The organism is Lentzea sp. NPDC059081, from assembly GCF_042738015.1.
Classification (GTDB): Bacteria; Actinomycetota; Actinomycetes; order Mycobacteriales; family Pseudonocardiaceae; genus Lentzea.
The window spans coordinates 300,963-322,494 of sequence record NZ_JBHYGW010000004.1 but is presented as its reverse complement, the minus strand read 5'-3'; the positions used below and the strand labels follow the sequence as shown (position 1 = coordinate 322,494).

Here is a 21,532-nt window from a genome sequence, read left to right as displayed (position 1 = left end):
CTTCCCCCGTCAGGCGTTGCCGTCGAACAGGCTGGTGACCGAGCCGTCCTCGAAGACCTCCTGGATCGCCCGCGCCAGCAGCGGGGCGATGCTCAGCACCGTCAGCCCCGGGAACCGGCGGCCGGGCGGGATCGGCAAGGTGTCGGTGAGGACGACCTCGCGCGCCTTGCTGGCCACGAGCCGCTCGTGGGCGTCGCCGGACAGGATGCCGTGCGTGGCCACCAGGACGACGTCCTTCGCGCCCTGCTCGAGCAGCTGCTTGGCCGCCGACGTGCTCGTCATCGCCGTGTCGATCATGTCGTCGACCACGACGCACGTACGCCCCTCGACGTCGCCGACGACCCGGTTGCCCATGACCTCGTTGGGGCGCAACGGGTCGCGGGTCTTGTGGATGAACGCGATGGGGCAGCCGCCGAGCAGGTCCGCCCACTTCTCGGCCAGGCGCGTGCGGCCGGCGTCCGGGGAGACGACCGTCAGGTCCTCGCTCTGGTAGCGGGCGCGGACGTGGTCGGTGAGCAACCACATGGCGTGCAGGTGGTCGACGGGGCCGTCGAAGAAGCCCTGCGCCTGCGCGGTGTGCAGGTCGACGGTGACGATGCGTTCGGCGCCGGCCGTCTTGAACATGTCCGCGACCAGCCGTGCCGACACCGGTTCGCGGCCGGCGTACTTGCGGTCCTGCCGGGCGTAGGGGTACGTCGGCACGACCGCGGTGATGCGCTTGGCGGACGCGCGTTTCAACGCGTCGACCATCAGCAGCTGCTCCATCAGCCAGTCGTTGATGGGCGCGCAGTGGCTCTGCATGACGAACGCGTCCGCGCCGCGCACGGACTCCTCGAACCGCACGAAGATCTCGCCGTTCGCGAAGTCGTAGGCGGCCTGCGGGGTGATCCCGACCCCGAGGTGCTTCGCGACCGCGTCGGCCAGCTCGGGGTGTGCCCGGCCGGTGAGGAGGATGAGCTGGCGCTTGGCGACGCCCGGCTTGCCGCTGACCATCGTTGCGCTCCCCGGGTCGGTTGCCGTCCGTCCCGATCGTTCAGCATTCTCGCGAGATCGTGCAAACAACACGTCCGGCCGATGGGATTCCACGTCGCTGAACACAACGGATTAACTCGATCGGGCACACTCACACGTAGGCCATACCAGGTTTGGACCCGCACGCTCGGTATAGATCGAGGGAACCACGTTCACCTCTTGGGGTATGGCCGGTGTGAATCGGTGATCAGCGTGCTTTAGGGGTCGTAGAACGTCTTTACGCTCCTCACATGCCGGACAACCAGGACACCCCAGGACCGACACCCCAGGCCCCTTCCGCCGCGGCCCCGGTCGCGATGGGCACGCCCATCCACGACCAGCTCGCGGACAGCCTGGGAGTCCGCCAGAAACACCCGATACCGGACTGACCGACTTCCGGCGGTCGACCCGCCCTCGCGCGAGCCGGTAGGAAGGGCCCCTCTGCGGATGAGGAGGGGACCTGCCCATGCGTCTCACCGTGCTGGCCGCGGCCGCCGCGCTCCTGGTCACCGGCACGCCCGCCGTGCAGGCGTCCGGCGCTCCCGCGGTGCCCCGGATCGCCTGGGCCTCCTGCGGACCCGAGAATCCCGGTTTCGAGTGTGCCTCGGTGAAGGTGCCGCTCGACTACGACGACCCGCGTGGCGCCACCACCACGGTGGCGTTGGCGCGCAAGCCCGCGACCGACCAGGCGCACCGGATCGGGTCGCTGTTCCTGAACCCGGGAGGGCCCGGCGGTTCCGGCGTCGACTTCGCGCTGGGCGCGGGTAACCAGCTCTCGGCGAACCTGCGGGGCCGGTTCGACATCGTCGGCTTCGACCCGCGCGGCATCGGCAGGTCCGGCCCGCTGCACTGCTTCGCGAGCGAGGCCGAGCTCGACCGGTTCTTCGAGGGCGTCCCCGGCTTCCCGTACCAGGCGGCGCAGGAGCGGCCGTTCTTCGACCGGTACCGCTCCCTCGGTCCCGAGTGCCGCGACGACCAGCGGATCGCCCGCCACATGAGCACCGCGGACGTCGCCCGCGACCTCGACCTGCTGCGCCGCGCCGTCGGCGACCGCGAGATCAACTATCTGGGCTTCTCCTACGGCTCCTACCTCGGCGCGACCTACGCGAACCTGTTCCCCGGCAACATCCGCGCCCTGGTGGTCGACGGCGTGCTGAACCCGGAGCTGTGGTCAAGCGGCCGGCAGGTCGAGTCGGACCGGATCGCGACCAAGGAGGAGTTCCGCGAGTTCCTGCGCACCTGCGACGAGGCGGCGTGCGTCTTCGGCCCGCACTCGGAGCAGCGCTGGACCGCGTTGCTGAAGTCGGTGCGCGCCAAGCCGATCCAGCTCGGCGACGACGTCTGGACCTACGACGCGGTCGTCAACGCCGCCCTCGGCGCCATGTACTCGCCGAACGACTGGCCCGCCGCGGCCGAGCTGTTCGACCAGCTGTCCGACGCCTCCGCAGGCTTGTCGATCGCCGCCCGCGAAGCGGACTACGACAACGGCTTCGACGCCTACAACGGCAACGTGTGCGCGGACATCGAGTTCCCGCGCTCGCTCGGCGCCTACCAGGCCACCGCCCGGTACGCGCAGGCCGGTTCGGAGTTCGGCCCTGCCTGGTGGTGGGGCAACGCGGCGTGCGCCGACTGGCCGGTCAACCCCGACCGCTACACCGGCCCGTGGCACACCCGCACCAGCGCCCCGGTCCTGGTGGTCGGCAACTACTTCGACGGCGTCACGGACTACCGCGGCGCCCAGGCCGTGCACCGCCAGCTCGCCGGCAGCCGTCTGCTGACCTACGCGGGCTGGGGGCACACGGCGTACGAGGTGAGCCAGTGCGCCACCGACCACACCAACGCGTACCTGCTGACCGGCGCGCTGCCACCGGCCGGGACGGTGTGCCCGGCGAACCCGAACCCGTTCCTGCCGTCGGCGAGGGCCGCGGAGCCGCTGGTCAAGCCGGCGCACCGGAGGTAGGGCTCAGTCCCGGCGTCCGGTGCCGCCCGTCCCCAGCTCCTGCGCCAGCTCCACCGCGGCCCGCGCCGGGTCGAAGCCGAACCGGCTGCCGAACGCGTCGTGCACCCGCCACCCGCGTGGCCGAGCGCGCGCCAGCGGTCCAGGTGCGCCCGCGGCCCGTCCGGGTGCGGGCGCGTCTCCACGGCCACCGCCTCGTCCCGCTCCCCCACCACGAGGTCGACCCGCCACCGCCCCACCGGGTAACCCGTCCGCACGACCAGCCCCGCGGCCCGCAGTTCCCCCGCCAGCCGCGCGGTCCACTCGTCCGACGGCTCGGCGCCCTCCGTCTCCTGCGGCGCGACCGAGGCGTGCCGCAGGTAGTCGCCGATCAGGCCGGGCGGCTGAGCCACCGACGTCACCACGTGCACCCGGCGGCGGGCTCTGGTCGTCAGCACCGCGAGCAGGGTGCGGTCGTTCACGAACCGCCACGCGGCGGGGCGGTCGGCGGCCAGGCTGATCACCACCTCGTCGAACTCGCCGCCCTGCACGCCGTGCACCGTGCCGACGCGGACGCCGCCGGCGGTGATCTCGTCCAGCGTCAGCTCGCCGAGCAGCGCCTCCTCCAGCGCGTCGGCCTGCGCGCGGAACGGGGACACGACGCCGATCGATGCCACGCCCGCGGCGACGCGCTTGCGGACGTGGGCGAGCACGGCGTCCACTTCGGACCGGTTGACGCCCTGCGCCGTCCGTGACCCGTCGACGATCTCCACGTCGATGCAGTCGACGTCCGCGACGGCCGGGTGCGTGGTGAGCAGCTCCATCCTGCCGTCGTAGAAGCGGGACGCGGCGAACCCGATCAGGTGCGGTGCGCAGCGGTGGTGCTCGTCGAGCCAGTGCACGCCCGCGACGGCGGCCGCGTCGAACAGGCTCACCTTCGGCACGTCCAGCCGGTCGCGCAGGCCGGCCGTGCCCTCCGCCTCGACCGCCGCCCGCACCGCCTGGTCGCTCACGAACGACACGTGCCGCAGCTGCCGCGGGTCGCCGCCGATCACCGCGGACCTGCCGCGCAGCAGGGCGGGCGCGGCGAGCGGCTGGTCGACGTGGCTCGCCTCGTCGATGACGACCAGGTCGAACGCGCCGGGCACCGGCGGCAGGATGTCCTGCACCTCCGACAGCGTTCCCACCCACAACGGCAGCGCCGTCAGCAGGTCCGCGCTGTCGATCCGGGCCAGCGCGCGCCGCCGCGCCGACCGGCCCGAACGCAGCGCCGTCGCGAGCGCCGACACCGCCCGGCGCGCGCCGGCTCCCCTGCGGCTGACCGAGTACTCCGCGAGCCACGCGGCGACGGCCTCCCGCTGCACGGCGTCCTGCTCGATCAGCAACGGCCGCAGCGACCCGAACATCGTCCCGCCGGAAGCCCCGATCCGCACGGCGGCAGCGGTCTGTTCGGCTGCCTCGATCGCCGCCGTCAGGTCCTCGACGGAAACCTCAGTCGCACCAACGCTCTGACGCGCCCGGCGCAACGCCCAGCCAGTGCGCAGTCCACTCAGGAACCCGGCACGTGGTGCGAGAAGTTCCTTCAACCGCGGGAAATCCACACCGGCCGAGAACGCCTCGGGTGCCACCGCGCGGTGTGCCGCCATCAACGCCTCGTGCTTGCGGGCGACCGCCGCCAGCTCCTCGTCGCGCAAGGCTTGGGCGACCGCGCGTTCGACCCGCGCGACCCCGGCCGCCGCGGCGTCCCGTGCCTTGGCCGACTCCGGCAGCCGGGCGCCCTTCCGGGCGGCGCTGAACCCGTCGCTCAGCTCGCGCGCCATGCCCTGCCGCAGCTCGGAGTCGCCGAACAGCACCGGCACCGGCCCGCCAGCCCGGCGCAACGCCTCCCCGAGCACCTCGGCTGCGTTGCGGGTGCGGCTCGCGAGCAGCACCGACTTGCCCGCGGCGACCGCGTCCAACGCCAGCGCGGCGAGCGTGTGCGTCTTGCCCGAGCCGGGAGGCCCGCCCACGACGGTGATCCGCGCGCGGCGGGCGTGCTCGACCGCGAGCTGCTGGCCGCGGCTCAACGGCAACGCCGAGCTGATCGGCTCGTCCCGGTCGTCCACCGCCCCGCCGGTCCCGTACAGCGCGGCGAACGCCGTGTCCTCGACACCGGCCGTGGAAGCCCACTCGTACAGCGCCGACCCGTGCTCGGTCGTCACGACGGGTTCCCCCGCGTGCAGACCCACGCCCATCGCCACGACGAGCTCGCTGCCGGAGATGAACGCCGTCGGGTCGTCGTGCACCACCGGCACGTCTTCGAACCCCGCGAGCCGCAGCGTCTCGGCGACCCACTCCCCGGTCGGCGCGAGCGAGGACTCCCGTTCCGCGACCGCGGTCCAGTCCTCGACCAGCGGGAACAGCGCCGCGTCGCCGGCGGGGTGGAAGGTGTGGGCGGAGCCGGACCCCTGCAGGCGCACGGGCCGGGAGACCAGCGGCAGGCACACCCGGCGCCGTTGGCCGCCGACCTGCGCGGGCCCGGCGAGGAACGCCCAGCCCAGCCGCAGCAGCCGGTCGTCCCGGTGCAGCGCGTCGAACGCTGCGAGGCGCGCCGCCTGGTCCCGCACCGGCCTCGGCGCGGTCCAGGCGACGGGGTCCCCCGGCTGGGCGATCGCGCGCCACGACGGCTCGTGATCACCCAGCCACAGCAGGCCGGCCGCCCTGGTCAGGTCCAGCTGGACCTTCTGCGGCTGCTCGGCGGCGCTCAACCGGGCGAGGGTGCGCAGGACGGCCGGAACGTTCACGCCGTCATGGTGCCATTCCGCTTGAACGTGAACGCGAAGTCACCGGAGACCTTGCCGGCGAGCCGGACCGTCGAGACGAGGCCGCCCTCGTCCAGCAGCCGCAGGACCTCGGCCCGCGACACGCCGAACCCCTCGGCGATCAGGCGCACGGGCCGGACGGGGATCCGCGCCCCGAACCGGACCTCGACGTCGACCGTCTCGGCGTCGGGCACGCCCTCGGTGTCGAGCCGCCAGGCGCCGTCCCAGTCGAGCGAGACGTGGTTGCGCCGCTGCAGCACGGTGTCCTGCAGCAGTTCGGCGGCGAGGCTGACGTCGTTGTGGTGCAAGCGGTCCAGCAACGCGGACCGGACGTTGCGCACGTTCACGCGGTCCAGGACCGTGAGCTTGACCGTGTCACCACACCCGACGCACAGCACGAGCAGCCAGGCGTCGAGGACCTTGTGGTTGGCGTTGACGCGGAACTTGCCGTTGGCGCGGAAGCGTTCCGAAGCGCACACGTGACAACGACGGCGCACGAGCGGAAGGCGGGTGGGTACGACAAACCAGGTGGAGAGCACAGAGGTACACCGATCTTGGTGAGAAGTCCGCAGCACGAGGAAGCGCGACGCGATGCGGCGCGCTGCAAATCAGCTCTGGGGATGTCTCACGCGATGTACAACGGCGGTCCTGACCTCGGCGACCCGGTTCCGCGGGACGATAGCGGCGGACGACGACGTCGCTCCACTGGTTTTCGTGCCGGAACGAGAACGTGGCGGGCGTTCCGGAGAACACCCGCCACGCACCGGAACTACTGGATCAGAGAGTCAGGGTCCACGTGTCGATGGTCCCGGTGTCGATCGTCGCCGCGTCCCGGACCCGGAGCGTCCAGGTGCCGTCGCGCGTCTCCGACGACAGGTTCACGGTGTAGGTCTGGTCGATGTCGTCGGTGCTGCCGCCGGTCCGGTTGTGCAGGTTGTAGACCGACCCGTCGGGTGCGACCAGGTCGACGACGAGGTCGCCCTGGTAGGTGTGCTTGATGTGCACCTCGACCGTGCTGACCGGCGAGGCGGTGCCGGTGCAGCCGCTGAACGCGACCGTGCTCGTCACCGTCGAGTTGTCCGGGATCGTCACGTCCGTGCCGTTGGTCTGCGGCGCGCAGGACGCCGAGCCGACCCACCACGTGAACGACGTGCTGCCCGTGCCGCCCTCGGTGTCGGTGGCCGTGACCGTGACGCTGTAGGTGCCCTCGGCGGTCGCCGTGCCGGAGACCAGACCCGTGTCGGAGATGGCGAGGCCGGTCGGCAGGCCGGTCGCCGACCACGTGTACGGCGCGACGCCGCCGTTCGCGGTCAGCTGCAGGGTCGCGGTGCCGTCCAGCGCCGTCACCTGGTTGCCGGGGTTGACCACCGAGACGCTCGGAATGCCGCCGATGTTGGTGCGCAGCAACAGGTTCGCCGTGTTGGAGCCGGGGTTGGTGATCTTGTTCGGGGTGGCCTCCGCGAGGATCGCCGCGTGCACCTCGGCCGGGGTCTTGCCGGGGTTGGCGCCGAGGTACAGCGCCGCCGCGCCCGCGACGTGCGGCGAGGCCATCGACGTGCCGCTCATCGTGGCCGAGCCGCTGTTGTTGCTGTAGGACGCCGAGACGATGTTCTCGCCCGGTGCGAACAGGTCGCTGCAGGTGCCGAAGCTCGAGAACGACGCACGGGCGTCGGTGCGGCCCGACGCCATGACGTTGATCGTCTCGGTGACGCGCTGCGGCGAGTACTTGCAGGAGTCGTCGTTGAAGTTGCCCGCCGCCACCACGTACGTGACGCCACGGCTGATCGACGCGCGCACGGCGTCGTCGAGCACGCGGCTCGGCTCGTTCGCGGTGCCGGTGTAGATGCTCATGTTCGCGACCGCCGGCAGCACGGCGTTCGCGGTGACCCAGTCGACGCCCGCCGCCTCGGTCGCGACAGAGCCGCCGCCGGAGCAGTTCAGCACGCGGACGGCCTTGAGGGTGACGTTCTTCGCCACGCCGAACGTCGCGCCGCCGATCGTGCCGGAGACGTGCGTGCCGTGGCCGTGGCAGTCCTTGCCGTTGCGGCCGTCGGTGTACGCGTCGAACCCGAACGACGCCCGGCCGCCGAAGTCGGTGTGGTCGTAGTTGATGCCGGTGTCGATGACGTACGCGGTGACGCCGGAGGCGTCCGCGGTGTAGCTGTAGCGGCTGTCGAGCGGCAGGTCGGCCTGGTCGATCCGGTCGATGCCCCACGACGGCGGGTTGAGCTGGTCGGTCAGGATCTGGACGGTCCGGTCCTGCTCCACGTAGGCCACCGACGGGTCGGCGGCGAGGCGCTTGGCCTGCTGCTTCGACATCGTGGCCGAGAAGCCGCCGAACGCGGCCTTGTACGTGAAGCCCTTCTTACCTCCGTAGCGCGCGGCCAGGTCGTCGGCGCGGCCACCGACCTCCGAGCGCCTGACAACGTTGTCCTTGAACACGACGATGTAGCTGTCCTGGACGGCGTTGGGTGCGCTTTCCGCGACGATCGGCCCCTCCGGCGGTGCGGCCGCGGCCGATGGGAGCGCGAACACGGTTCCGGCGACGGCAAGAGCCGCCACCCCGAGCGTGCGCAGGGTGCGTTGTCTCATCACTGCTCCTCATTCGCAGGGAACCGCGTGTGAACGCGAGCCGGCCCTCGACGGCCCCTTGATGCGTTCACACGCGGTTGCGAAACAGCGTTAGTCCGTTGTCGGACGTGATGAGTCTTTAGTTGTGAGAACCCCTCATACAAGCGACTTTCGTACGGAGTGTCACCCGGCGAGTGCGAAGAGTTCCTCCGGACGGCCCGTCTGCTTGAGCACCGCCAGCGACTGCTTCTCCAGCTGGCGGATCCGCTCGCGGGTCAGCCCGAGCTCCTCCGCGACCTCCTGGAGGGTGCGCTCGCGCCCGTCCTCCAGGCCGAACCGCAGCCGCATGATCCGCACCTGCCGCTCGGGCAGGACGTCCAGCAGCGACCGCACGCCGTCGATGAACTCCTGGCGCTCCACCATGTCCGGCGCCGAGACGCCGTCGGTGTCCTGGATCAGGTCGCCCAGCGTCGAGTCGCCCTCGTCGCCCACGGGCGTCTCCAGCGACACGCACGCGCGTGCGGCGTCGCGGAGGTCCTGGACGCGTTCGGGCGAACACTTGGCCTCGGCGGCGATCTCCTCGACCGTCGCCTCCCTGCCGAACTGGGCGGAGAGCTTCTGCCCGATCTTCTTGAGCTTGTTGACCTCCTCCACGACGTGGACCGGGAGGCGGACCGTGCGGGTCTGCTCGGCGAGACCCCGCTCGATCGCCTGGCGGATCCACCACATCGCGTAGGTGGAGAACTTGTAGCCCTTGGCGTAGTCGAACTTCTCGACCGCGCGGATCAGGCCGAGGTTGCCCTCCTGCACCACGTCGCCGAAGGGCAGGCCGCGGAACGAGTGCTTCTTCGCGACCGACACGACCAGGCGCAGGTTCGCGCGGATCATGTGGTCCTTGGCGCGCTCGCCCTCGGCGGCGATGCGGCGCAGCAGCCGGCGGTCCCGCGTGGTGTCGCCGGACTCCAGCAGGTGGGCGGCGTAGACGCCGGCCTCGATGCGCCGCGACAGCTCGACCTCCTCCGACGCGGTGAGCAGCGGCGTGCGGCCCACCTCGCGCAGGTACTGGCCGACCGAGTCCCCGTCCTGCTGCCCGGACGCGCGGTTCTTCAGATCTGCAGGCATGACAAATCCCCCCGTTTCCGATTGGCAGGAGTGGCAGCCCGAGTGGCTGCCTCATGTGTAACGGTCAAGAGGGCTTGGTCATTCCGCGGTTTCGCCTGTGACCTCGCCCTCACCCGTGTTGTTGTCGTCGGATTGTCGGCGCTTCAGACGCACCTGCGTGATCGCGTGGTGCTCCACGGCCAGGACCTCGATCCGCCAGCCGGAGACCTCCACCACGTCACCGGGTTCCTCCGGGATGCGGCCGAGCACCACCAGCACGAGACCGGCGATCGTGGCGTACGGGCCGGACGGCGCGTTCTGCAGCTCCACGCCGATGTCCGGCAGGTCGTGCACCGGGAACGTGCCGAGCAGCTCGATCGAGCCGTCCGGCTCCGCCTTGACCGCGACTACGTCCGAGTCGGTCTCGTCGTAGATCTCTCCGACGATCTCCTCAAGGAGGTCCTCCAGCGTCACGATTCCGTCGACAGCGCCGTGTTCGTCCACGACGAGCGCCATCTGCTCGTGTTCGGCCTTCATGCGCCGCAACGCGTCCGTGACGCGCACCGAGTCCGGCAGCACCATGGGCGGCCTCGTCACCTCCGCCAGTGCCACGGCGTCGTCGAGCAGATCACGCAGGCTCACGATGCCGACGACGTCGTCGAGGTGACCGTCCTTCGTCACCGGCGCTCGTGAATGTCCTGACTTCGCCAAGATTTCCCGCGCGTCGGCGGTCTCCAAACCTGATTCGAGGATCGTGACGAGCCTGCGGGGCACGAGGACCTCGCGCAGCTTGCGTTCGTGGATCTCGAGTGCGCCGGTCATGATCGTGCGTTGTTCGGGGTTGAGGTGCTGCTGGACCTCGACGAGGTCGCGCAGCTCCTCCGGCGACATCTGCTCCTCCTCGACGTCGGGGTTGCCGCCGAAGATCCGCACGACCAGGTCGGTCGACCTGCTGAGCAGCCACACGGCCGGTCGTGACACGGTCGAGAGCAGGTCGAGCGGGCGAGCGATGATCTTGGACCAGCGCACCGCGTACTGCATCGCGAGCCGTTTGGGCGCCAGTTCGCCGAACACCAGTGTGAAGAACGTCAGCAGGATCGTCACCAGCGCGATCGCCACGCCGTTCGCCGCGCTGCCGAGGAACCCGAGCAGCGGCACGATCGGCGCCGCGAGCGAGACCGCGGCCGTGGCCGAGGCGAGGAAGCCGGAGAGGGTGATCCCGATCTGGATCGTCGCGAAATACCTGTTCGGATCCCGTGCGAGCCGCACGAGCGTGTGCCGTCCTTCGCGTTCCAGTGAGCGCAGCTGGCCTTCGCGCAGGGACACGAGAGCCATCTCGCTGCCCGCGAAAGCCGCGTTGAGCAGAACCAGAACCGCGACGAGCGCGAGGTTGAAGCCATAACCGTCCACACGTTTCAGTTAGCACGGGCAGTGGTAACTCGCACTCTGACGGTCGTCTTGAGCCAACAGGAGGACCTGAACCGGAAAAGGTGGGGATTGCCATGGACACGCCAGAGGTGCTCAGTGCCTCCGCGAGGACCCTGCACACCCTGCCGGAGGACGAGCCCGACCTGGCGTCGATGCGCGCCTGGGTCTGCGTTCTGCTCGAGGACCTCCACGAGGACGTCCAGCTCGACGTCCTCCTCGTGTGCACGGAACTGGCCAGCAACGCTTACGAGCACGCTGAGGGGCCACGCGCGGTGCGGGTGCAACGACATACCGGCTTCGTCCGGGTGGAGGTCGACGACCACACACCGGCGGACCTGCCGCGGCTCGGCACGTCGCGGCTCGGTCACTCCAGAGGCCGCGGCCTCGTCCTCGTCGCCCGGCTCTCCCGGTGCTGGGGCACCCAGGAGTTCGCCGGTGGCAAGACCATCTGGGCGGAGATCGACGCACAGCTCGGGTGAGCGTTTCGCACAGCGAAGTCGTGACATCTCGCGGATGGATGTTGCGGTGAGCTGATCCGACGCTCAGTGCATGACGACAACTGTGTCGCCGACGGTCAGGCCGTTGGTGCGCCACGGAGCCGAGATGCTCGTGGCGATGCTGGTGGGGATGGCCCTGCTGGGGCCGCTGTGGACGCCCGAACGGGTCGAGCTCGCCGCCCTGTGGATGGCGGTGTCGATGTCCGTGCCGATGGCGTTGTGGATGCGCTACCGCGGACACGGCCGGATTCTCGAGATGTGCGCGGCGATGGTCGTGCCGTACCTCGTGCTGCTGGTGCCGTACTGGTTCGGGCTCCTCGACGGCGACGCCGTCGAGATGGGCGGGCACGCGCTGATGCTGCCCGCGATGGCCGCCGTGCTCGTCCTGCGGCGGCACGAGCACGGGACGCCCAGCACGAACCCGGTGATCAGGGCCCTGGGTGACCGCTGGCCGGTGGTGATCGCCCTCGCGGTGACGTTCGACTTCTGGCAGTCGCCGCTGGTGCCCCCGGTGTGGACGTTGTTGTTGTGCCAGGCCGCTTATCTGTTCTGGGGACGGCGCGCGCCTGGCATGCAGCTCGCGGTGTTCGCCGGCTACGTGGTGCTGGCGGCGGCCGTGCTCGTGGTCTCGGACTCGGCAGGGGTGCTGCTGATCGCGCTCGGGTGGGGAGCGCACGCCGGCTGGGACCTGTGGCACCACGTCCGCGACGCCGTCGTGCCGCGCTGGTGGTCGGCGTTCTGCGGGGTGTTCGACCTGGTCATCGCGGTCACGATCCTGCTGCGGTGGTTCTAGTCTGATGGCGATGAACGACCTTCCGCACACCGCGCTGCGCGGCGTCCTGCACCTGCTCTGGGCGGGTTCCCTGGCGGTGCCGCTGGTCTCGGTGCTGCGCGACCCGTCCCCGATGCGCTGGCTCGGCGTGGCCGGGCTCCTGCTGCTGGCCGTGGCGTACGCGGTGGCGCTGCACGGCGGGCGGCTGCGGTGGCTGGTGGCGGCGACCCTGGTGTCGATCCCGCTCGTGGCGCCCGCCGGGCCGGACGAGATGTCGACGTGGGCGTGGATCGGTGGCTGTGCCGCCGGGTTCGCTCCCCTGCTGCTCACCGGTGTCTGGCGGTGGATGGCCGCGATCGGCGCGGTCGTGCTGGCGGGCCTGGTCGGGTTCTTCGTGACGCGCGGCCAGGTGACGTACCAGATGATCGCGGTCTGCGTCGGCGCGACGATCGTGGCGACGGCCGGGTTGCCGACGTGGTTCGCCGGGCTGCTCGCGCAGGCGCGGGCCGGTCGCGAGGCCCAGGCGGAGCTGGCGGTGAGCGAGGAGCGGCTGCGGTTCGCCCGCGACGTGCACGACCTGCTGGGCCACCGGCTGACCGTGATCGCGCTGAAGGCCGAGCTGGCGGGACGGCTGGCGGACTCCGACCCGGCGCGGTCGGCCGCGGAGGCGTTCGAGGCGCAACGGCTGGCGTCCGGCGCGTTGGAGGAGGTGCGTGACGCTGTGCACGGTTATCGCGCCGTGGATCTGCCGTCGCAGTTGGAGGCCGTGGGGAATGTCCTGCGGGAGGCCGGAATCCGGTGCACGGTGTCGGGTGCGGACGTGTCCTCCGGAGCGCAGCTCGCGTTGGTGGTGCGGGAGGCGTGCACGAACGTTCTGCGCCACAGCCACGCGACGTGGTGCATGATCGACGTGGCTGACGCCGACGGGGAGGTGCGGATGACCGTGACGAACGACGGTGCCGAGAAGCCTTTCGCCGCGGGGAACGGCATTCGCGGCATGACCGAACGACTGGCCTCCGTGGGTGGCACGGTGTCGGCGGACCTGTCCGACGGCGTGTTCACGCTGCAGGTGGTGGTACCGGCGTGATCAGGGTGCTGCTGGCCGACGACGAGGAGCTGATCCGCGAGGCGCTCGCGGCGTTGCTGTCGCTGGAGCCGGACCTGGAGGTGGTGGCGCGTGCCGGTGACGGCCGCGCCGCCGTGGAGGCCGCCCGCGCGCACCGCCCGGACGTGGCCGTGGTCGACCTGCAGATGCCCTTGCTGGACGGCCTGGAGGTCACCGAGTCGCTCGCGCGCGTGCTGCCGTCGTGCGCGGTGGTGGTGCTGACCGGCCGGGGCCGTCCGCCGCACCTGCAGCAGGCCCTGCACGCGGGCGCGAAGGGCTTCCTGCCCAAGGGGTCGCCGGGCGGGACGCTGGCCGACGTGATCCGCCGCGTGCACGCCGGTGGCCGGTGGGTGGACCCGGCGCTGGCCGCGGACGCCCTGGCCGCCCCGCCCTGCCCGTTGACGCAGCGGGAGCTGGAGGTGTTGCGGCTCAGCGAGTTCGGCACGTCCGTGGCGGAGATCGCGGCACGCACCTCGCTGTCGGCGGGGACCGTGCGCAACCACCTGTCGGCGGCGGTCTCGAAGCTCGGCGTGGCGCACCGGTCGGCGGCGTTCCGGCTCGCCGAGGAACACGGGTGGCTGTGAGCCTTGAGTGACACCGCGTTCCGGGTCGTCGAGATCTCGGTGAGCGCCGAGGAGGCCGCGCGCCGGGCCGTCGTGGTGCGGCAGTGGCTGGCGGAACGCGGTCTGGTCACCTTGGACGACGACAACCGCGTGGACGTGGTGGTGGAGCGGGTGGTGCACCACGCGTTCGGCAACTACGACCCGCCGTCGTGCCCCGGATGTGGTGCGGCCGTGGACGATTCCGCGCACCACGACCTGGTCGAGCCGTGGTTCTCCGCGGGTTTCGAGGGCAGTCTCACGTGTGTCTCTTGTGGACTGTCCACGCTCGCCGGCGACCTGGTGGGGCCGTGGGGGTTCCACGTCGGCGAGCTGGCGGTGGTGTTCCTCAACTGGCCCCCGCTGCCGCCTGTCGTCGTGGCGGAGCTGGGTGCGGTGATGGGGCCGCGGCCCCGCGTCGTGCTGACGCGGACCTGACTCACAACCCCGACGTGAGCACCTCGAACGCGTGCCGCCGATGCTCCGCGAACAGCTCCAGCGCCCCCTCGGCGTTGCCGAGCCGCAGCGCCGCCGCAAGGTCCCGGTGCTCCGACCGGATCTGCTCGAGGTAGCCGTCGGAGCTGACGTTCACCCGCGTGACGAGGAACAGGTGCACCTGCGACCGGATCGCCTCCCACGCCTGCACCAGCCGCGAATGCCCGGCGGCCGCGTACACGGCGTCGTGGAAGGCCATGTCGCACCGCACCATCTCGTGCGGCGTCCGGGCCCGGTCCATCTCGGCCACGGCCTTCTCGACCAGCCCGAGCGAGGCGTCCGACGCGTGGTCCACGACCCGGCGCACGGCCAGGACCTCCAGGGCTGCGCGCAGGCTGTCCAGCTCGGCGACGTCCTGCAACGTCAGCGCCGTCACCGTGGCGCCGCGATGCCACTCGGCCCGGACGATGCCCTCGACCTCCAGCGCCCGGATCGCCTCGCGCACCGGCCCGCGGCTCACCTGCAACGCCTCGGCCAGCTCGACCTCGCGCAAAGCGGCACCCGGCGGGTAGCGCCCGTCGAAGATCGCCTCCCGGATCAGGTCGGCGACCTCGCTGCTCAGGCCCCTCCTACGCGCCGGTCCCACACTCATGTCCGAATGTTAACAAGCACCCTAGTTCCCCGCCTTGTAGCAATGTTAACATTCCGACATGCCGAACATCCCCCGTTTCCACTTGGCCATGCCCGTGGACGACCTGGCCGCCGCCCGCCGCTTCTACGGCGAGACCCTCGGCCTGGACCAGGGCCGCAGCTCCGACACGTGGGTCGACTGGAACCTGCACGGCCACCAGTTCGTCACCCACCTCGCACCGCGGACCGAACGCGTCAGCAACCCGGTCGACGGCCACGACGTGCCGGTCCCCCACTTCGGCCTCGTGCTGACAGTCGAGGCGTTCCAGGAACTGGCCGCGAAGCTCACCGACGCCGGCACGAAGTTCGTCATCGAGCCGTACGTGCGCTTCAAGGGCGAGCCGGGCGAGCAGTGGACGATGTTCTTCCTGGACCCGGCGGGCAACGCACTGGAGTTCAAGGCTTTCGCGGACGACGCGCAGGTGTTCGCCGTCTGACCGGGCTGCCTCGGTGAGTTTGAGGGTGTGTCCGAGGGCGAGGTGGTGACGCCCTCGGACACACCTCCCGCACACGCGCTTTGTCGCGGCCGCGGCCTGTCCGGCACGCCCTCTCTCTCGCGGCCGCCACCTGCGTGCAAGCACCTCTCTTACGGCCGCCACGTTCGTGCACGCACCTCTCTTAAGGCCGCCACCTGCTTCGCGCACGCATCTCTCTCGCGACAGCCGTCTCCTTCGCGGCTACCCACTCTCTCGCGGAACCGTCTCTCTCGTGGCTACCCAACCGCTCGCGCACGCGTCTCCCTCGCGGTCACCATCCCCTCGCGGCAGCCATCTCTCTCACGCACGCGCCGGGCTCGTGAGCCACCTTCTCTCTCACGGACGCCATCTCTCTCACGGGGCGCGGCCACGCCCACGGTCGCGACCTCTCTCGCGGCCACCCTGTCTCTCGCGGGGCGCGGCCTCTCCCGCAGGCGCGCTCGTTCACGGCCACCCTCTCTCGCGGCCACGCCCTCTCTCGCGGGCGCTGCTTCTCTCACGGGCACGGCCACTCGCGCCGCCGCCCTCGGGACGCCCTCGCTTTCGCACATCGCCACCCACGCCTCACCTGCCGCCTCCCTCAGCCCAGTCCCCGCGTCAACCTCCCCTCACACCGCCTTCCCCATCCACGCGCCCCATCGAGCGCCTTCCCGCACCCCTCTACCTCCCACCCCCAACGCCTGCCCACCTCCGCCACCTGCCCACCTCCGCCACCCGCCCACCTCCGCACTCTCCCCACGCCCGCCCCCTCCTCACCTCCGCACCCTGCCCACGCCTGCACCCTGCCCACCTGCCCCTCTCCAGCCCTGCACCTCCCTCACCCTCACGCTCTCCCACCCACCTCAGCCGATCCCCCGACCGGCCCCCTCCCCGTTAAAGACAACTTAAAAATCTTGCACGTCGCGCAAGTTTCGGTAGCGTGGGAGTGACGCCGAGCTATGGCCCGGTCACGCCGGGTCAGACAGGGAGAAGGCCATGACCACGGCCGAGCGGCAGCGCAACGCGCAGGAGCTCATCCGCCCGCAGCTGCCCGCCGAACTCAGCAAGCGAGACGGCCGGTGCCCGTTCGACCCGGCCACCGCGCTGACCGAGTTGAGCGGGCACGGGCGGATCCACAAGATCGAGCACAACGGCGACACCGTGTGGCTCGTCACCGGGAACGACGAGGCACGGGCGGTGCTCGCCGAGCCGAAGATGAGCGCGGACCGCATCAACAGCCCGCGGGCCAAGGCGCTGATCTCGCCGGAGCTGCACGCCGAGATGTTCCCGCCGGAGCGCCAGGCCGGGTCGTTCATCTTCATGGACGCCCCCGAGCACACCCGCTTCCGGCGGCTGCTGACCGGGCAGTTCACCGTGCGGCGGATGCGGGACCTGACGCCGCGCATCCACGAGATCGTCACCACCCAGCTCGACGCGATGATCGAGAAGGGGCCGCCCGCCGACCTCGTGCACGACTTCGCGCTGCCGGTGCCGTCGCTCGTGATCTGCGAGCTGCTGGGCGTCGACTACGGCGACCGCGAGGAGTTCCAGCGCCGCACGGCGACGTTGCTCAGCCTCAACACCACGATCGACGAGCAGATCAAGAACTCCGCCGAGCTGCGCCGCTTCATGCACTCGCTGGTCCGCGCGAAGCAGCAGAACCCCGGCGACGACCTGCTGTCCGGGCTGGTGCGCGACACCGACCTGACCGAGAACGAGCTGGCGGGCATCGCGAACCTGCTGCTCATCGCGGGTCACGAGACGACGGCGAACATGCTGGCGCTCGGCACGTTCGCGTTGCTGGAGCACCCCGACCAGTTCGCGAAGCTGCGGGACAACCCCGAGCTGACCGAGAACGCGGTCGAGGAGCTGCTGCGCTACCTGTCGATCATCAGCATGGGGGTCGCGCGGCATGCGAAGGAGGACGTCGAGATCGGCGGCGCCACCATCCGCGCCGGTGAGACGGTCGTGGTGTCGGTGCCGGCGGCGAACCGCGACCAGGGCCAGTACGACGACCCGCACGAGCTGCTGGTCGACCGGCCGCGCGGCCACCACGTGGCGTTCGGGCACGGCATCCACCAGTGCCTCGGCCAGCAGCTGGCGCGCGTGGAGATGACCGTCGGCTTCACGGAGCTGCTGCGCAGGCTGCCGTCGCTGAAGCTGGCCGTGCCCGCGGAGGAGGTGCCGCTGCGGACCGACATGTCGATCTACGGCGTGCACAAGCTGCCCGTCACGTGGTGACTAGCGGGTGAACCCGGCGCCGAGCTGGTCGATCATCCGGCCGACCAGCTCGGTGGCCGTGTACCTCTCCGACGCCTGGGGCGTGTTCAGCCACCACTGCACGACGGCGCGCATCGACGCGAGGAACGCGGACGCCGCCATCGCCGGGTAGGGGTCTTCGCGGGGGTCGACGCCGCAGCGTTCCGCGATCGCCGCCGTCAACGCCTGCTCGCGGGCGGAGTAGGCGGCGAAGACGTGCGGCAGCAGCGCGGGGTGCTCCCGCAGCTCGCGAAGCTGGCGGAGCCGGTCGAGGTCGACGTAGCGGGGGTAGATCGTCTGCAGGGCCATCTTGAGCGCGACCAGCACCGGTTCGTCGAGGGGCCGTGCGGCGAACTCCCGCACGAACGCGAGCGCCGTGACGGTGTCGCCGGCGACCACTGCCTCCTCTTTGGACGAGAAGTAGTTGAAGAACGTCCGCAACGACACCCCGGCCGCCCGCGCGATCTGCTCGACCGTCACTCCGTCCAGGCCGCGTTCGACGCACAGACTCCAGGCGGCGTCACCCAGCGCTTCCCTGGTCGCCGCCTTCTTGCGTTCACGCAGGCCCGTCATGGCGGAAAGATTAGGCGGTACCGGAAATTGGTGTAGACCTTGTCACCCAGGTGAGCACCTCACTACGGTCCGTGAGAACGCTCTCACAGACCTACGGAGGACCGGGTGCGCCTACTCGGAGTCGTCGTGCTGGCCGGTGCCGTGCTCACCGCCGGCCAGGCCCAAGCCGCTCCCCCGCGATCGGCGGCCGCACCCCCGGTCACGCTGATCACGGGCGACCAGGTGCTCCCGGGGCAACGAGCCGTCAAGCCCGCACCCGGCCGCGAGAACGTGCTGTTCACGAGCTACAGCGCGCAGGGCCACGAGTACGTCGTGCCGGACGACGCCCTCCCGTTGATCGCGGAAGGCCGACTCGACGAACGCCTCTTCGACGTCACCGAGCTCGCCACCTACGACGGCGCCCTTCCCGTGATCGTCACCTACCCCGAGGGCACCGCACGCACCCTGAGCACCGGCCGCCAGCTGCCCAGCATCAACGGCGTGGCGTTCGACGCGGCCACGACGCCGGTTGTCGGAATGTTGACAACCGGCATGTCGACGTTGGGGCAATCGGGCATCAAGAAGATCTGGCTCGACGCCAAGCGGCAGGCGAGCCTCGACCGCAGCGTGCCGCAGATCAACGCCCCCGCCGCGTACGCCGCGGGTTTCACCGGCAAGGGCACGACGGTCGCCGTCCTCGACACCGGCGTCGACAACACGCACCCGGACCTCGCGGACCGCGAGATCGGCGAACGCAACTTCACGACGTCACCCGACTCGGGCGACCACTACGGGCACGGCACGCACGTGGCGTCGACCATCGCGGGCACCGGCGCGAAGAGCGGCGGCAAGTACCACGGCGTGGCGCCGGACGCGAACATCCTCGACGTGAAGGTGCTGGGGGACAACGGGTCCGGTCAGGACAGTGCCATCATCGCCGGCATGGAGTGGGCCGTCGAGCAGGGCGCCCAGATCATCAACATGAGCCTCGGCGGCTACGACACGCCCGAGATCGACCCGCTCGAGGAGGCGGTCAACCGCATCAGCGCCGACAAGGGCACGCTGTTCGTGATCGCGGCCGGCAACTCCGGCCCCACGACCAGGACCATCGGCTCGCCCGGCACGGCCGACGCCGCCCTGACCGTCGGCGCCGTGGACCACGACGAGCGGATCGCCGAGTTCTCGAGCCGCGGCCCGACCCTCGCCGGCACGCTCAAGCCCGACCTCACCGCGCCGGGCGTGGGCATCGTCGCCGCCCTGCACTCCGACGGCAGGATCGGCCCGCCAGTCGTCGACGGCTACACCTCACTCGACGGCACCTCGATGGCCACCCCGCACGTCGCGGGCGCGGCGGCGTTGCTGCGCCAGCAACACCCCGAGCTCACCGGCGCCGAACTGAAGGCCCGTCTCGCCGGCAGCACCACGCCCAACACGACGCTGACGCCGTTCGACCAGGGCTCCGGCCGCGTGGACGTCGCGAAGGTGATCAAGCAGAACGTCACCTCATCCCCGACCAACATCAGCTTCGGCGCGCACCAGTGGCCGCACACCGGCGAACCCGCGCTGTCGAAGGAGATCACCTACTCCAACGCGAGCCCCGAGCCGGTCACGCTCGACCTCACCGCCGAGACGAACGGCACCGTCTTCAGCGTCTCGCCCGCGAAGCTCACCGTCCCGGCCAACGGTTCCGCGACCGCCACGGTCACCGCGGACATCGCCAAGCAGCCCGACGGCGGCGTGATCGGCGGCGCGATCGTCGCAAACGGCGTGCGCACTGCCGTCGTCGTCGACCTCGAGCCGGAGAGCTACGACGTCACGATCGCCGGCCTCGACCGCACCGGCGCGAAGGCGAGTTCGACGTTCGCGTTCCTGATCAACGTCGACACCGGCGCCCGCGTCTGGCCCGACAGCACCACCGGCGTCGCCCGTCTCGCCAAGGGCCGTTACGTCCTGTCCGGCAGCGTCCTGTCGTCGGGCAGCGCGTACACCCACGATGTCGTCAACTACCCGAACCTGACCATCGCCGGCACCACGACGATCACCCTCGATGCCCGCCAGGCCAAGCCCGTCAAGGTAACCCTCCCGGTCGCCGCGCAGCTTTCGTTGCTGCAGACCGGTTTCGACCGAACCGTCAACGGCACCAGTTACACGATCAGCAACTTCTCGGTGGGCGGCGTCACCGACCACCTCGGCGTGGCCAGCATCGGCCCGGACTCCCCCGAGGTCACCGGCAAGACCGCGACGTTCTGGACCGCGGGCTCCGACTTCTACGGCCTGGCCTGGTACACGAAGGGCGCCGCACCGACCGGCCTGACGCGCACCGTCGCACCGAAGGACCTGGCGTCCGTGCGAGTGGACATGCCCGCGTTGAAGGATGGCCAGACCGCGTCGATCGGCCACACCTCCTCCCCCGCGGGCCGCGCCGACTGGGGCTGGGGCTCGCTGGACAACCTCAAGCCGGGCCAGCGCACCGAGTACTACGGCGGCGAGGGCGGTGACTGGTCACGCAGGTTCAACCTGTTCGACGCCACGGGCAACATCGCCGCTCTGGACGGCCCGCTCAAGCACTACAAGCCGGGCTGCTCCTACGTCGAGCAACTCAACCGCGCCGTCTTCGGCCCAGCGCTACCTGAGTCGCGCGACATCCCGCACTCGTTCCGCACAGGCGACTTCGTCCGCATCACCGTCCCCCTGTACGGCGACAGCGCGGGCAACGCCGGCTACGCCCCGGTCACCGAAGCCAGGACCACCCTCTACCGCGACAACACGAAGGTCGCCGAGACCTCCGACCCGGGCTGGGCCCTGGCCGACGTCCCCTCAGGCGCCGCCACGTACAGCCTCGACGCCACCGCAACCCGACTCACCCCGTTGAGCCGCAAGGTGTCCGGCACCTGGACCTTCCGCAGCGACACCACCCCGCGCCAAACCGCACTACCGCTCTCGGTGATCCGCTTCACCCCGCAACTGGACGACAACGGCTCCGCCCGCGCCGGCCAGATGCTGTCCGTGCCGATCTCCACCCAGTCGCAAACCGGTCCGGGCTCCGTGAAGGTCACGTCGGTCGAGGTCTCCTACGACAGCGGCACGACGTGGCGCCGCACCCCGATCACCAGCAACCGCGTCCTGCTGGCCCACCCGCGCGACGCCAAGTCGGTCTCCCTGCGAGCCAAGGCCTCGGGCATCGGCCAGACCGTCGAGCAGACGATCATCGACGCCTACCTCCTCCACTAGCCGCCGTGGCCCGCGCGCTGGTGGGATGGGCTCGTCGTGCAACCCCACCCCCCTCTCTTACCCACTGGTGACACCGCGCGTGTCTCCTC

General features: G+C 70.8%; 17 protein-coding genes and 1 pseudogene. 10 read left to right on the top strand and 8 right to left on the bottom strand.

The genetic code is table 11. From position 1 onward, the window contains the following. Window positions 1–9: 9 nt before the first annotated feature. Window positions 10–993 (bottom strand): ribose-phosphate diphosphokinase, encoded by a 984-nt coding sequence (locus tag ACFWV3_RS11980; RefSeq protein WP_382411053.1) that lies wholly within the window; start codon window positions 991–993, stop codon window positions 10–12. Window positions 994–1,262: 269 nt separating this feature from the next. Here ACFWV3_RS11980 and ACFWV3_RS11975 point away from each other — a divergent pair, with 269 nt between their 5' ends. Both ACFWV3_RS11975 and ACFWV3_RS11970 read left to right on the top strand, forming a co-directional pair. Then, complete coding sequence (locus ACFWV3_RS11975; protein WP_382411051.1) at window positions 1,263–1,400, top strand: hypothetical protein; 138 nt, start codon at window positions 1,263–1,265, stop codon at window positions 1,398–1,400. Window positions 1,401–1,477: 77 nt separating this feature from the next. Next, entirely contained in the window at window positions 1,478–2,971 is a 1,494-nt protein-coding gene (locus ACFWV3_RS11970) for an alpha/beta hydrolase (RefSeq protein WP_382411049.1), read from the top strand. A gap of 401 nt (window positions 2,972–3,372) precedes the next feature. On the opposite strand, the pseudogene ACFWV3_RS11965 reads toward ACFWV3_RS11970, so the two are convergent. From ACFWV3_RS11965 to ACFWV3_RS11945, 5 genes and pseudogenes are all read right to left on the bottom strand, one after another. Beyond that, window positions 3,373–5,181: pseudogene (locus ACFWV3_RS11965) on the bottom strand (DEAD/DEAH box helicase); the annotation flags it as partial. 545 nt (window positions 5,182–5,726) lie between these two features. Continuing rightward, window positions 5,727–6,227 carry a DUF1062 domain-containing protein gene (locus ACFWV3_RS11960; protein ID WP_382411047.1) on the bottom strand — a complete coding sequence of 167 codons (501 nt, stop codon included), beginning with the start codon at window positions 6,225–6,227 and terminating at the stop codon, window positions 5,727–5,729. Window positions 6,228–6,525: 298 nt separating this feature from the next. After that, window positions 6,526–8,340 carry a S8 family serine peptidase gene (locus ACFWV3_RS11955; protein ID WP_382411045.1) on the bottom strand — a complete coding sequence of 605 codons (1,815 nt, stop codon included), beginning with the start codon at window positions 8,338–8,340 and terminating at the stop codon, window positions 6,526–6,528. A gap of 162 nt (window positions 8,341–8,502) precedes the next feature. Then, a complete protein-coding gene (locus ACFWV3_RS11950; RefSeq protein WP_382411043.1) occupies window positions 8,503–9,441 on the bottom strand; it encodes an RNA polymerase sigma factor RpoD/SigA in 939 nt (312 codons plus the stop codon). Between the two features lie 78 nt (window positions 9,442–9,519). After that, on the bottom strand, window positions 9,520–10,830 hold the full coding sequence (locus ACFWV3_RS11945) for a hemolysin family protein (RefSeq protein ID WP_382411041.1): 1,311 nt from the start codon (window positions 10,828–10,830) through the stop codon (window positions 9,520–9,522). A 92-nt stretch (window positions 10,831–10,922) separates the two neighbouring features. Here ACFWV3_RS11945 and ACFWV3_RS11940 point away from each other — a divergent pair, with 92 nt between their 5' ends. The 5 genes from ACFWV3_RS11940 (at window position 10,923) to ACFWV3_RS11920 (ending at window position 14,259) form a co-directional block, all read left to right on the top strand. Further along, window positions 10,923–11,327 (top strand): ATP-binding protein, encoded by a 405-nt coding sequence (locus tag ACFWV3_RS11940; protein ID WP_382411039.1) that lies wholly within the window; start codon window positions 10,923–10,925, stop codon window positions 11,325–11,327. A 70-nt stretch (window positions 11,328–11,397) separates the two neighbouring features. Next, entirely contained in the window at window positions 11,398–12,138 is a 741-nt protein-coding gene (locus ACFWV3_RS11935) for a hypothetical protein (protein ID WP_382411037.1), read from the top strand. Between the two features lie 10 nt (window positions 12,139–12,148). Then, a complete protein-coding gene (locus ACFWV3_RS11930; protein ID WP_382411035.1) occupies window positions 12,149–13,204 on the top strand; it encodes a sensor histidine kinase in 1,056 nt (351 codons plus the stop codon). After that, a complete protein-coding gene (locus ACFWV3_RS11925; RefSeq protein WP_382411033.1) occupies window positions 13,201–13,806 on the top strand; it encodes a DNA-binding response regulator in 606 nt (201 codons plus the stop codon). Before ACFWV3_RS11930 ends, ACFWV3_RS11925 begins: the two co-directional genes overlap by 4 nt. Before the next feature lie 3 nt (window positions 13,807–13,809). Beyond that, window positions 13,810–14,259: a hypothetical protein gene (locus ACFWV3_RS11920; RefSeq protein WP_382411031.1), complete on the top strand. Its 450-nt coding sequence runs from the start codon at window positions 13,810–13,812 to the stop codon at window positions 14,257–14,259. Window position 14,260: 1 nt separating this feature from the next. On the opposite strand, the gene ACFWV3_RS11915 is transcribed toward ACFWV3_RS11920, so the two are convergent. Continuing rightward, entirely contained in the window at window positions 14,261–14,908 is a 648-nt protein-coding gene (locus tag ACFWV3_RS11915; protein ID WP_382411029.1) for a GntR family transcriptional regulator, read from the bottom strand. A 58-nt stretch (window positions 14,909–14,966) separates the two neighbouring features. Here ACFWV3_RS11915 and ACFWV3_RS11910 point away from each other — a divergent pair, with 58 nt between their 5' ends. Both ACFWV3_RS11910 and ACFWV3_RS11905 read left to right on the top strand, forming a co-directional pair. Continuing rightward, the gene (locus ACFWV3_RS11910) at window positions 14,967–15,383 is read left to right on the top strand and encodes a VOC family protein (RefSeq protein ID WP_382411027.1); all 417 of its coding nucleotides are present in this window, start codon (window positions 14,967–14,969) and stop codon (window positions 15,381–15,383) included. Between the two features lie 1,014 nt (window positions 15,384–16,397). Further along, window positions 16,398–17,642 (top strand): cytochrome P450, encoded by a 1,245-nt coding sequence (locus tag ACFWV3_RS11905; RefSeq protein ID WP_382411025.1) that lies wholly within the window; start codon window positions 16,398–16,400, stop codon window positions 17,640–17,642. Here ACFWV3_RS11905 and ACFWV3_RS11900 read toward each other — a convergent pair whose 3' ends face one another. Continuing rightward, a complete protein-coding gene (locus ACFWV3_RS11900; protein ID WP_382411023.1) occupies window positions 17,643–18,233 on the bottom strand; it encodes a TetR/AcrR family transcriptional regulator in 591 nt (196 codons plus the stop codon). It lies immediately after the preceding gene. A 105-nt stretch (window positions 18,234–18,338) separates the two neighbouring features. On the opposite strand from ACFWV3_RS11900, the gene ACFWV3_RS11895 reads away from it, so the two are divergent. Next, window positions 18,339–21,443 carry a S8 family peptidase gene (locus ACFWV3_RS11895; protein WP_382411021.1) on the top strand — a complete coding sequence of 1,035 codons (3,105 nt, stop codon included), beginning with the start codon at window positions 18,339–18,341 and terminating at the stop codon, window positions 21,441–21,443. Window positions 21,444–21,532 lie beyond the last annotated feature (89 nt).

Bases quoted from the DNA above. Each gene is read 5' to 3' on its own strand.
- ACFWV3_RS11980 (WP_382411053.1), bottom strand. From the start codon at position 993: ATGGTCAGCGGCAAGCCGGGCGTCGCCAAGCGCCAGCTCATCCTCCTC.
- ACFWV3_RS11975 (WP_382411051.1), top strand. From the start codon at position 1,263: ATGCCGGACAACCAGGACACCCCAGGACCGACACCCCAGGCCCCTTCC.
- ACFWV3_RS11970 (WP_382411049.1), top strand. From the start codon at position 1,478: ATGCGTCTCACCGTGCTGGCCGCGGCCGCCGCGCTCCTGGTCACCGGC.
- ACFWV3_RS11955 (WP_382411045.1), bottom strand. From the start codon at position 8,340: ATGAGACAACGCACCCTGCGCACGCTCGGGGTGGCGGCTCTTGCCGTC.
- ACFWV3_RS11950 (WP_382411043.1), bottom strand. From the start codon at position 9,441: ATGCCTGCAGATCTGAAGAACCGCGCGTCCGGGCAGCAGGACGGGGAC.
- ACFWV3_RS11940 (WP_382411039.1), top strand. From the start codon at position 10,923: ATGGACACGCCAGAGGTGCTCAGTGCCTCCGCGAGGACCCTGCACACC.
- ACFWV3_RS11935 (WP_382411037.1), top strand. From the start codon at position 11,398: ATGACGACAACTGTGTCGCCGACGGTCAGGCCGTTGGTGCGCCACGGA.
- ACFWV3_RS11930 (WP_382411035.1), top strand. From the start codon at position 12,149: ATGAACGACCTTCCGCACACCGCGCTGCGCGGCGTCCTGCACCTGCTC.
- ACFWV3_RS11915 (WP_382411029.1), bottom strand. From the start codon at position 14,908: ATGAGTGTGGGACCGGCGCGTAGGAGGGGCCTGAGCAGCGAGGTCGCC.
- ACFWV3_RS11910 (WP_382411027.1), top strand. From the start codon at position 14,967: ATGCCGAACATCCCCCGTTTCCACTTGGCCATGCCCGTGGACGACCTG.
- ACFWV3_RS11905 (WP_382411025.1), top strand. From the start codon at position 16,398: ATGACCACGGCCGAGCGGCAGCGCAACGCGCAGGAGCTCATCCGCCCG.
- ACFWV3_RS11900 (WP_382411023.1), bottom strand. From the start codon at position 18,233: ATGACGGGCCTGCGTGAACGCAAGAAGGCGGCGACCAGGGAAGCGCTG.